This window comes from Corallococcus praedator (genome assembly GCF_003612125.1).
GTDB lineage: Bacteria > Myxococcota > Myxococcia > Myxococcales > Myxococcaceae > Corallococcus > Corallococcus praedator.
On the sequence record NZ_RAWI01000018.1, the window covers coordinates 14677 to 26334 of the forward strand.

Annotated in this window: 5 protein-coding genes; 3 read left to right on the top strand and 2 right to left on the bottom strand. The window is 70.3% G+C overall.

Annotated elements, in window-relative coordinates; all coding sequences use genetic code 11:
• Positions 1–77: 77 nt before the first annotated feature.
• Both D7Y13_RS04225 and D7Y13_RS04230 read right to left on the bottom strand, forming a co-directional pair.
• Positions 78–3320: an Ig-like domain-containing protein gene (locus D7Y13_RS04225; RefSeq protein ID WP_120582497.1), complete on the bottom strand. Its 3243-nt coding sequence runs from the start codon at positions 3318–3320 to the stop codon at positions 78–80.
• 303 nt (positions 3321–3623) lie between these two features.
• Complete coding sequence (locus D7Y13_RS04230; protein ID WP_120534172.1) at positions 3624–3986, bottom strand: YciI family protein; 363 nt, start codon at positions 3984–3986, stop codon at positions 3624–3626.
• Positions 3987–4165: 179 nt separating this feature from the next.
• Between D7Y13_RS04230 and D7Y13_RS04235 the strand changes: the two genes are divergently transcribed.
• The 3 genes from D7Y13_RS04235 (at position 4166) to D7Y13_RS04245 (ending at position 11629) form a co-directional block, all read left to right on the top strand.
• Positions 4166–6781 carry a MupA/Atu3671 family FMN-dependent luciferase-like monooxygenase gene (locus D7Y13_RS04235; protein ID WP_120582496.1) on the top strand — a complete coding sequence of 872 codons (2616 nt, stop codon included), beginning with the start codon at positions 4166–4168 and terminating at the stop codon, positions 6779–6781.
• 208 nt (positions 6782–6989) lie between these two features.
• Complete coding sequence (locus D7Y13_RS04240) at positions 6990–10553, top strand: condensation domain-containing protein (protein ID WP_158620285.1); 3564 nt, start codon at positions 6990–6992, stop codon at positions 10551–10553.
• Complete coding sequence (locus D7Y13_RS04245) at positions 10550–11629, top strand: TauD/TfdA family dioxygenase (protein ID WP_120534175.1); 1080 nt, start codon at positions 10550–10552, stop codon at positions 11627–11629. Before D7Y13_RS04240 ends, D7Y13_RS04245 begins: the two co-directional genes overlap by 4 nt.
• Positions 11630–11658: the final 29 nt, after the last annotated feature.

Here is an 11658-nt window from a genome sequence, read left to right on the forward strand (position 1 = left end):
CTAAGCATGGTGACACGCCACACTGACGCACTGCGCGGGGTGGCGCGCGGACCGGGCCGCACGCCACCCCAGAGGGGCTACGGGGCGCTGAAGACGAGGTCGTCCATGTCGTCGTACAGGCCCGAGGAGCAGGCACTCCGCGTGCCGCCGTAGCGGAAGACGGCCCGCACCGCCTGGGGCACGCCGGCCGTGCTGGTGGGCAGGGGGAACGTCACGGACAGGTCCAAGGGCCCCGAGCTCTGCGGCGTGACGGTCCCGACGAAGGTCCACACGGGCGCGGAGGCATTGGGCGCGGAGTAGATGTCGAGGACGTCCGACGTGCTGTACGCCCAGACGGTGGCGGTCACCTTCACGGACGTCCCGGAGCGAAGGGCCCCGCCATCCACGGTGGAGATGACGAGCCGATCCACGGACTCATCCGAGTGGAACGAGCCGTACGTCCCATCCGCGCAACCGCCATACAGGGTGTTGGGAGCATGCGGCTCCGGTCCCAGGTTGGCCCGTCCCGTGAGCAGGGTGCCCGAATCACATCCCGAACCGGCCGCCCCCAGACAGACAGGGGTCTTCCAGGAGGTGTCATGGACGGCGCTCACGGGCCCCGGGGGCGCGACGTTGACGGTGATCAGGGTGGAGACGCCCAGATTGCCCAACCCATCCGTGGCTCGCGCATACAGCAGGTGCGCGCCCACCGTGGAGGAAGCCGTGTTCCAGCTCAGCGTGTAGGGAGGGCCCTGGGCGATGCCCAGGAAGAGGCCGTCCAGATAGAACGACACCTGTGTGATGCCAAAGGCGTCCTGCGCCGAGGCCACCAGGGACACCGTGCCGCTCACGGTCGCGTTATTGGCGTGCGAGGTGATCGCGACGCTCGGCGGAGTGTTGTCGATGGCGAAGGTCCTGGAGGCCTCGGATTGATTGCCTGAGAAGTCATACGCGCGGGCGACCACCCGGAAGGAAGTGGGCGTCGGGTAGGGGTGGACATAGGTCGCCGTGTACGGCGCCGAGGTGTCAACGGTGAGGGGGGTGAGTGCGCCGTTCGGCGGGTTGTTCTGGATGTAGAAATCGACGCGCTGGACCGCGACGTTGTCGGTCGCGCCCACCTGGAGATTGACCGGCTGGTACTGCGCTCCGACGGTGTCCATGACGGGAGCGGTGATCGCGACGATGGGCGGGGTCGTGTCCTCGGCACTGTCGACCTGGAAGACGAGGTCGTCATGATCCGAGGACGGCGCGGCGGCACAGCTCACCGAGTAAGGCCCTTCGCTGTCGTCGCGGACGATGCCACGCAGGACCTGGCGGTTGCCCACGCGCAGCACATGGGTGGTTGAAAGGACCTGGAGGCCCACGGCCGGTCCCGGCACCAGGCTCCCGACGAAGATCCAGTTCGGGCTGGAGGCGGACGCGGCGGAGAAGAGATCCACGCGGGTGGACGAGGAGGCATTCCAGAGCGTCACGTCCACCTGGACCGTCTTCCCCGGTTGGAACGGACCGCCGTCCAGGGTCTTCACCACGAGCCGATCCAGGGACGGATCGACGTGGAAGACTCCCGCCGTCCCGTCCGCGCAGGCGCTGGTCGTCAGCGTGTTGGGGGCGTGGGGCTCCGGCCCCAGCGCGTCCCGGCCCACCAGGAGCGAATCCGAGTCACAGCTCGACGACAGGGTGGCGCAGACCGGGGCTCCCAGCGTGGCGTCGTAGAGTGCATGCCCCTCCGGTACGATGACGCAAGCGCCCGGTCCCGGATCACAGGCTTCACCCGCGCCGCACACACCGCAGCTCAGCGTTCCACCGCAGCCGTCGGAGACGGGTCCACAGGCCCTCCCCTGCTCCGTGCAGGTGTTGATGGGCACGCAGACACAGACGTTGTTCGTGGCGCACACCTCGCCCGCGCCACAGGTGCCGCACTCCAGCGTGTTGCCGCATCCGTCGGGGATGCTTCCACAGGTCTTGCCCTGCGCCGCGCAGGTGGTGGGGCTGCAAACGCAGACGTTGGTGGCGGAGCAGGCCTCACCCGCGCCACAGGTGCCGCACGCCAGCGTGTTGCCGCACCCATCGGGGATGCTTCCACAGGTCTTGCCCTGCGCCGCGCAGGTGGTGGGGCTGCAAACGCAGACGTTGGTGGCGGAGCAGGCCTCACCCGCGCCACAGGTGCCGCACGCCAGCGTGCCGCCGCACCCGTCGGACACGGTGCCGCAGGTCTTGCCCTGCGCCGCGCAGGACTGGGGCACGCAGGAACCGGTGAGAAGCTCGGCGGCCTGGGGGCCGTTGATGCTCATGTCCGAATAGGCCCCGATCCGATACGAGCCGCCCACCACCAGCACCTCCCCGGAGGCGAGTTGCACCATCTTGGCCTGATGGCGCTTCTGGGCCAGGGCCGGCGCCTGGGACCAGGTGCCCGTGCCGGGCTGGTAGCGTTCGACCGACCCGAAGGTCGTGGCCACGCCATCATGCCCACCGGCGGCGAGCACGGTTCCATCCGCCAGCACGGTCGAGGCCGCGAAGTGACGGTTGTTGACGAGCATGGCGCCCGTGGTCGTGAACTGGAGGAGGACCGGGTCGAAGAGCTCCGACGTGGTCCGGCTCCCTCCGGCCAACAGGACCCGTCCATTCGGGAGCCGCTCGGCGAGATGGTCGTAGCGACCGTTCGCGGACGTGCCCACCTTCGTGAACAGGTTCGTGGCGGGATTGAAGACCTCCGCGCCGTAGAAGCCGACCAGCAACACGCGCCCATCCGCGAGCAACGTGATGGAGCAGTCCGAGTAGTACGAGTAGTTCGCCTCGTTGGGCAGGGCCGTCCAGGCTCCCGTCGCGGGGTCGAAGGTCTCCGCGCTCCGGGTGGCCACGTTGGACGGGTTGAAGCCCCCCACCACCAGCACCCGGCCGTCCGCGAGCCGGGTCGCCACCGGCCGTCCCCGGGGCTGGTTCATCGCGCCCGTGGCGGACCACGTGTTCGTCTGCGGAGTGAAGAGCTCCGCATTGGCGAAGCGGGTGTAGGGGCTTCCGCCCTCCCCTCCTATGGCCAGGGCCCGGCCGTCCGCCAGGGAGACCACCACGCTGTAGTGGCGGACGGGCGTCCGCGCAGGCGTGGCCGTCCAGCCATTGGTGGCCGGGTTATAGGTCTCCGAGATGTAATCCACCATCAAGGCACGTCCATCCCCCAGCAGCGTGAGCGCGGGAACGGAGTGTGAGTTCGTCATGGGACCGGTGAACCCGGTCAATGCCAGCTCCGTGGACTGGAACTCCGAATCCAATGAGCCGGGCGACACCTGACCACAGGCGATAGCCAACAGACCCGCCATGACGGCGAGCGTGAGACGTTTATGCATGGTGTTTCCTCGAAACCACGGTCCCCGGACCGCGGCGGGTGTGAACTCCACGAGGACCCAGAGTGGTACTGCCCCCCTCTTCGTCCCCCCTCCGCCATCATGGATCGCGGTGTCAGGAAGCCCTGACACCTGAACCCATCACGGCGCGGCGGGACCATACCGTGCTCACGCTCGGAAACAACAGCCCTGCTTGTCATTCATTGCTGAAGCCGGGAGCGGGTCTGTCTTCACCCGCACCGCTTGTCCTGAAGACTCCAGACAATGCCTGTTATCCAGGGGGCTTCCCGCAAAGACAACCGCGATTCACTCGTCGTAGCAGGGACCGCTCTGGCGGACCTCGACGGTGGACCACTCCGCCGCCGGGCACTCGCTGGCGATGGCCAGGGCTTCCTCGCGGGTGCTGACGTTGATGAGGAAGAAGCCCCCGACGATCTCCTTGGACTCGGTGAACGGACCGTCGCTGAAGGTCCGCTTGCCTCCACGGGTTTCAATCCGCACGCCTTCCTCATCCGACTTGAGCGAATCGCTGGCCATGAGCAGGCCCCGGGCGTGGAGGCCCGCGCCGTAGCGCTGCATGCGCTCCATCCGCTCGGCGGCGATGCGGCGTTCGCTCTCCGTGCGGGGACGCGCCCGCTCTTCCGACTGGATCAACAGCATGAACGACATGGCGTACTCCCTTCCTTGCCCCCTCTATGCCACGGCCACGCCCAGCCGTCCCCCGTCCAGTTGACCGGCCCCCCAGGTCATTCCCGCGAGGGCGCGGTCCGTAATACCTTCGCCGTCCCGCAAGCACACCGCGTCCGGTGTTTCAGTGTCAGCCGGACCGCCGAGGAGTCGAGCGCACCATGAAGAACGTCGAGGACGTCTACCGGCTCACTCCCGCCCAGCGGGAGCTGTTGTTGCCACCGTCGCCCGTGCCGGAAGCGCCCCTCGAACACCTCGTCGCGGACGTGCGGGGCCCCCTGGACGAAGCGTTGCTGGAGGAGGCCCTGCGGGAGCTGGTGCGCCGCCACACCGCGCTGCGCACCGCGTTCTTCCTCCAGGGCATGCCGGAGCCCATGCAGGTGGTCCGCGAGAAGCTCTCCCCTGCCCTGGAACGGGCGGACGCGCCCCAGGGCCTGGAGTCCTGGCTGGAAGCGGATCGCAAGCGGGGCATGGGCCTGACGTCCGCGCCGCTGGTGCGCCTGTCGGTGGTGCGCACCGCCCCGGAGGCGTCCTTCCTCGTCTTCGCATGGCACGCGGCGGCGCTGGACGCGGGCGCCGCGAGGCTCTGCCTGGAGGAGCTGCTGCGCCTGTATCAGGCCGCGCGGGGAAAGGGCGACGCCGGGCTGGAGAAGGCGCGGCCGTTCCGTGAGTACCTCGCGTGGATGGAGGCCCAGGGCTCGGGCGACGCGGAGGCCCACCTGCGAGAGGCGCTGAAGGATCCGCGCCCCACCCTGCTGGCCGTGCGCTCCGAAGCCGGCCCCGTGACTGTCTCCGGCCTGCAACAACTGCTGCTGCCCGCGACGGAGTCCGGCAACGTGCTGGCCTTCCTGCGCAAGCACAAGCTGGGGCTGGGCACGTTGCTTCAGGCCGCGTGGGCGCTGATGCTGCGCCACCACACCGGCAACGCGGAGGTCGTGTTCGGCGCGCAGGTCCCCGGCCGCACCGCCACGCTCGTCCAGGGCCGACCGCTGGTGGGCCGCTTCGCGCACCTGCTGCCGCGCAGGCTCTCCATCCCCGCCCAGGGCACGCCCCTGCGCTGGCTGCGCGCCCTCCAGGCCGAGCTGTCCGAGGCCCAGCGCCATGAGCACGCCTCCCTGTCCCAGGTGCGCCAGTGGCTGAAGCTGCCGGACGACGTCCCCCTCTTCCAGAGCGCCGTCCTCGCGTGGGAGCCCCCGGAAGAGGACACGCTGAAGCCGCTGGCTCGCGGCCTGGGCCTGGGTTCCTTCCGCCACGTCTCCGCCCCGCCGTCCGTCCCGTTGACGGTGGAGGCCGTTGCCGGCGAGCGGCTGGCGCTGCGGCTGCACCATGACGCGAACCGCTTCGCGCCCCTGGACGTCATCCGCCTCGTGGGCCAGCTCGCGGCGCTGCTCGATGTGATCGCCACGCAACCGGACCGCGAGCTGTCCTCGCTAGGCGAGGTGCTGGACTCCGCCGGCGGCACCGCGCGGAGCCCCGCCACCGCGAGCACGTCCGTGGGACCGGAGGAGCTGCGCGCCCTGCTGGCGTGGCACCCGGAGGTGCGCGCGGTGGACGTGCGCGTGGAGGGCTCTCGGCTCGTCGCGCACGTGGTGCCCACCCGCCGCCGCGCGCGGAAGCTGGACTTCGGCCTGTTCTTCTTCGCGGACGAGGACGCGGGCACCACCGACAAGTACCGCCTGCTGCTAGAGGCGGCGAAGTTCGGGGACGCGCACGGCTTCTCCTCCGTCTCCACCCCGGAGCGCCACTTCCACGAACACGGCGGCATCTACCCGAACCCGTCGCTGCTCGCCGCGGGCCTGGCCACGATGACGAAGCACATCGGCCTGCGCGCGGGCAGCGTCGTGCTGCCGCTGCAGAGCCCCTTCCGCGTCGCGGAGGAGTGGTCCATCGTCGACAACCTCTCCGGCGGCCGCGCTGGCATCTCCATCGCTTCCGGCTGGGTGCCCAACGATTTCGCCCTCAACCCGGAGGCCTTCACCCGCAAGCGCGACGTCATGTGGGAGAACCTGGAGAAGGTTGAACGGCTGTGGCGCGGCGAGTCCGTGCCGGCCCGTGACGGCGTGGGCAAGGAGGTGGACCTGAAGGTCTTCCCCCGCCCCATCCAGCCCCGCCTGCCCACGTGGGTGACGTGCGCCACGGACCCTGCCCTCTTCGAGCGCACCGGCACCGGCGGCTACAACGTCCTCACGTCCCTGCTGGGCCAGCCGCTGGAAGAGGCGCTGGAGAAGATCGGCCTCTACCACGCGGCGGCGGACAAGGCCGGCCACGCGCGCGACCAGCGCACCGCCACGCTGATGATGCACACCTTCGTCGGCCAGGACGTGGACGACGTGCTGGACACGGTGCGCGCTCCGCTCACCGCGTACCTGCGCGCGCACGTAGCGCTGATGCAGACCATGGTGAAGAGCCTGGACCTCCAGGTGGACATCAACGAACCCAAGTGGGCGGACTACCTGGCCTCGTACGCCTTCGAGCGCTACTACCGCTCCGGCGCGCTCATCGGCACCGTGACGTCCTGCCTGCCCATGGTGGACAAGCTGCTCGCCGGAGACGTGGACGAGGTCGCGTGCCTCATCGACTTCGGCGTCGGCACCGACGCGGTCCTCCAGAGCCTCACGCACCTGGCGGAACTCAAGCGGCTGGTGCAGGACGAGTCCCTGCGCATGGAACGCGTGCTCACCGAGTACCTCGCGGAACGGCTCCCGGGCGCACGCCCCGCCCTGTCGGTGAGACTGACCGACAGCCTGTCCGCCGAGCATCCCGGCCCCACCCTGTAGCACCCGCGCGGGAAGCCCTGTCAGAGGCCCGATGTATCAAGGGCCTCGACCAGGAACTGCCTGTCAACATGGACAGTTTGTAACGTGCTGTGTTAACTGTACTGTACGTTTTCCACGAATAATTCCGCTCACGCTGCATGAGTCTCGTACTGCCCCTGCGGGTCGTTTCGGGGAGTCGGGTCTCGACACATCTCGGTCGGCCCAACGCATGCGTTCGCCTGAATTGTTACAAGATGTGTCGACGCTGGTGGAGCTGTCGCGTCGCAGGGCGGAGCAGCGCCCGGACCAGCTCGCCTACACGTTCCTCGTGGATGGTGACTCGGAGGAGGCGCACCTCACCTACGGGGACCTGGATCGACGGGCGCGGGCCATCGGGGCGGCGCTGCAAGCGCGCGGGGCTCGGGGCGAGCGGGTGCTGCTGCTCTACCTTCCAGGTCTTGAGTACGTGGCCGCCTTCGTGGGTTGTCTGTATGCCGGCGCGGTGGCGGTGCCGGCGTATCCGCCGGATCCGATGCGACTGGCGCGCACGCTGCCCCGGCTGGAGGCGGTGATCCAGGACGCGCGGGCGCGGTTCGCGCTCACCACGGGCTTCATCCAGGGCTTCATGGAGTCGATGGGCGAGCAGTCGGCGGCGCTCGCCGGCCTGTCGTGGCTGGCCACCGACGCGGTGGAGGACAGCGAGGCCGGTGCCTGGAAGGATCCGGGCACGGCGCGGGAGGCGCTGGCCTTCCTCCAGTACACCTCCGGCTCCACCGGCACGCCCAAGGGCGTGATGCTCAGCCACGGCAACCTGCTGGCGAACTCGCTGGCGATCCACCAGTGCTTCGAGCACTCGGACGACAGCCGCGGCGTCATCTGGCTGCCGCCGTACCATGACATGGGCCTCATTGGCGGCGTGCTGCAGCCGCTGTGCGGCGGCTTCCCCGTGGTGCTGTTGTCGCCGCTGGACTTCCTCAAGCGGCCGGCGCGCTGGCTGGAGGCCGTGTCGCGATACCGCGCGACGACGAGCGGCGGGCCCAACTTCGCCTTCGACCTGTGCGTGCGCAAGACGACGCCGGAGCAGCGCGCGGCGCTGGACCTGAGCTCCTGGGACGTGGCCTTCAACGGCGCGGAGCCGGTGCGCGCGGAGACGCTGGAGCGCTTCACGCGCGCCTTCGCGGACTCGGGGTTTCGCAAGGAGGCCTTCTACCCGTGCTACGGCCTCGCGGAGACCACGCTCATCGCCTCCGGTGGACGCAAGGCCGCGCCCCCGGTGGAGCGCGTATACCGGCAGGACGCGCTCCAGCAGGGCCGCGCGGAGGCACCCGCCCCTTCCGAGCTGACGGACGCGCGCACGCTGGTGGGCAGCGGCGTGAGCATCCCCGGGCAGGAGCTGATCATCGTGGAGCCCGAGTCCCGCCTGCCCGTGCCCGAGGGCCGGCTGGGGGAGATCTGGCTGCGCGGCCCGAGCGTCGCGGGCAGCTACTGGGAGCGCCCTGAGGAGAGCGAGGCCACCTTCCGGGCCCGCCGCGCCGACACCGGCGAAGGGCCCTACCTGCGCACCGGCGACCTGGGCTTCGTGTCCGGTCAGGAGCTGTTCGTCGCGGGCCGCATCAAGGATCTGATCATCCTGCGCGGCCGCAACCACTACCCGCAGGACCTGGAGCTGACGGCGGAGTCCAGCCACCCGGCGATGCGTCCGGGCTGCTCGGCCGCGTTCTCCGTGGACCGGGGCGGCGAGGAGCGGCTGGTGGTGGTGTTGGAGGTGGATCGCAAGGTGCTGGGCGAACCGTCCGCCGCCATCGACGCCATCCGGCGCGCCATCGCGCAGGGCCACGAAGTGGCCGTGGACACGGTGGTGCTCATCCCCGCGGGCGGACTGCCCAAGACGTCCAGCGGCAAGGTGCAGCGGCGCGCGTGCCGCACGCAGTATCTGGCGAACGGGCTGGAGATCCTCGCGCAGGAAGCCCTCGCCGACGCTTCCGCCGACGCCGTGAGTGCTCCCGAGGTCGCTGCCCCGGAAGAGTTCCGGCTGACGCGCGCCGCGCTGCTGACCGCATCCGAGGCGGAGCGCGCGGCGCTGCTGGGCACGTACCTGCGGCGGCACCTGTCACGGGCGCTGTCCGTGCCGCTGTCGTCGCTGGAGGCGACCCGGCCCCTCACAGCGCTGGGCCTGGACTCCATCCACGCCGTCGAGCTGAAGGCGGCGCTGGAAGAGGAGCTGGAGATCCACCTGCCGGTGGCGCTGTTGCTGGAGGGCGTGCACCTGGAAGCGCTCACCGCGCGGGGGCTCGCGGAGCTGCGCCATCCCACCGCCGCACCGCCGCCGTTGGTGGCGGGGGCTCGCGGCGATGCGCCGCTGTCGCACGGCCAGGAGCGGCTGCTGTTCCTGGATCAGCTCGCGGCGGGCAGCGCGGCCTACAACATCCCGGCCGCGGTGGAGCTGGAGGGACAGCTGGACGTGGCGGTGCTGACCCGCAGCCTGGAGGCCATCGTCCACCGGCATGAAGCGCTGCGCACGCGCTTCCCCCGCTCACAGGGCCGCCGCGTGCAGGACATCGTTGCGCCTTCGGGTGTTCCAGCGGGCGGACCGCTGGCGCTCCCGGGCGCGGTGGTGGACCTGAGCGGCTTGCCGGAGGCACAGCAGGCCGCCGAGACGGAGCGCCTCACCGCCCAGGAGGCGCGCGGGCCCTTCGACCTGGAGCGCGAGCTGCCGGTGCGCGCGAAGCTGTTGAAGCTCTCCGACACGCGGCACCGGCTGCTGCTCACGCTGCACCACGTGGTGTCGGACGGCTGGAGCATGGGCGTGGTGGTGCGGGAGCTGGGCGCGCTCTACGCGGCCTTCGCGCAGGGCCGACCGTCGCCGCTGCCGGAGCTTCCCGTGCAGTACGCCGACCATGCGGCGTGGCTGCGTCGCCGGCTGGAGGGTGGCCTGCTGGACGAGGAGCTTTCGTGGTGGAAGGAGCGCCTGTCGGGAGCGCCTCCGCTGCTGGAGCTGCCCCTGGACAAGTCGCGTCCGGAGCGCCAGCACTTCGAGGGCGCGCGGCAGCCGGTGTCGCTCTCCGTGGCGCTCAGCGAAGGGCTGCGGCAGTTGGGCCGGGCCGAGGGCACCACGCCCTTCATGTCGCTGCTGGCGGGCTTCCTGGTGGTGCTGCACTCGCGCACCGGCCGCACGGACCTGGTGGTGGGCACGGACGTGGCCAGCCGCGAGCACGCACGCACCCAGAACCTCATTGGCCTGTTCGTCAACCAGCTGGTGCTGCGCGTGGGCCTGGAGGGCAACCCCACCTTCCGGCAGGTGCTCGGGCGCGTGCGCGAGGTGGCGTTGGGGGGACAGGCGCATCCGCATGTCCCGTTCGACAAGCTGGTGGAGGCGCTGCGCCCTCCGCGCGACGCCCGCTACAACCCCTTGTTCCAGGTGATGTTCGTCCTGGAGAACGCGCCCCTTCCCGCGCTGCGACTGCCGGGACTGAAGCTGCGCCAGCTGGAGATCGACGACGGCGGCTCGCCGTTCGACTTGTCCGTGCTGCTGTCCGAGTCCGAGGGCCGCTTCCAGGGCGTGCTGCGCTTCGCCACCGCCCTCTTCGACGCGGCCACGCTCGCGCGGCTGGCGGAGGACTACGAGGCGACGCTGGCCGCGGCGGTGGCCCGGCCGGACGCGACGTTGGAGGAGCTGCACGGGGTGCTCGTGGAGCGTGAGCGCCAGCGGCAGCAGGAGCGGGCACAGGCGCTCCAGTCCTCTCGCAAGGAACTGTTCCGCGGCGTGCGCCGTCGCGGTGGGAGCGAATCATGACGACGGATGGTCAGCCGAAGCGCGCACTCCCGAAGCTGCGCAGGCGCGAAGTGGATGGCTCCGGCCAGGACTGGGTGCGCTTCGAGGAGCTGCGGCCCGGGCTGCACCTGCCCGTGGTGGCCCGTCCGGCGCTGCCGGGCATCGAGCTGGCGGACTGGGGCCGCACGCACCGCGCCCTCGTGGACGCGCAGATCCACAAGCATGGCGCAGTGCTGTTCCGGGGCTTCGACGTGGTGACACCCGAGGCCATGGACCGGGCCATCCAGGCGATGGCGGATGAAGCGCTGGCCTACGAGGAGCGCTCGTCGCCGCGCTCGCAGGTGAGCGGGAACATCTACACGTCCACGGACCACCCGCCGTCCGAGCGGATCTTCCTGCACAACGAGCAGTCCTACAACCAGACCTTCCCGGCGCGCCTCTTCTTCGCCTGCGTGTTGCCATCGCAACAGGGTGGCGAGACGCCGCTGGCGGACACGCGACGCATCTTCCAGCGCCTGCCGGCCGAAGTGCGCGCGCGGTTCCTGGAGCAGGGCTACACGTACGTCCGCAACTTCGGCCACCGGCTGGGGTTGAGCTGGCAGCAGGCGTTCCAGACGGAGGACCGCGCCGAGGTGGAGGCATACTGTCAGCGCAGCGGCATCCAGGTGGAATGGCGCGACGGCAACCGCCTGCGCACGCGGCAGGTGCGTCGCGCGGCCGGTCTGCACCCCGTCACGGGCGAGCCCGTCTGGTTCAACCACGCCACGTTCTTCCACGTCTCCACGCTGCCGGCGCCGGTGGCCTCCGCGCTGCTGGCGGACCTGGGTGAGGAAGAGCTGCCCAACCACACGTATTACGGCGACGGCGCTCCCATCGAGCCCGAGGTGATGGAGACGCTGCGCGCCGCGTATGAGGCCGAACAGGTGATGTTCCCCTGGGAGAAGGGAGACCTGCTCGTCATCGACAACCTGCTGGCCGCCCACGCGCGTTCGTCCTTCGTGGGACCCCGGCGCGTGCTGGCCGGCATGGCCCGTCCGTTTCCGTGGAGCGAGGTCGCCCCGGTGGCGGACGCGCCCCGCGATTCCCCTCCAGGCTGAACGCCTGAATCCGCGGGTCTCGCGCCCGC

Coding starts and splice junctions, on each gene's coding strand:
- D7Y13_RS04245 (WP_120534175.1), top strand. CDS start 10,550: ATGACGACGGATGGTCAGCCGAAGCGCGCACTCCCGAAGCTGCGCAGG.
- D7Y13_RS04235 (WP_120582496.1), top strand. CDS start 4,166: ATGAAGAACGTCGAGGACGTCTACCGGCTCACTCCCGCCCAGCGGGAG.
- D7Y13_RS04225 (WP_120582497.1), bottom strand. CDS start 3,320: ATGCATAAACGTCTCACGCTCGCCGTCATGGCGGGTCTGTTGGCTATC.
- D7Y13_RS04230 (WP_120534172.1), bottom strand. CDS start 3,986: ATGTCGTTCATGCTGTTGATCCAGTCGGAAGAGCGGGCGCGTCCCCGC.
- D7Y13_RS04240 (WP_158620285.1), top strand. CDS start 6,990: ATGCGTTCGCCTGAATTGTTACAAGATGTGTCGACGCTGGTGGAGCTG.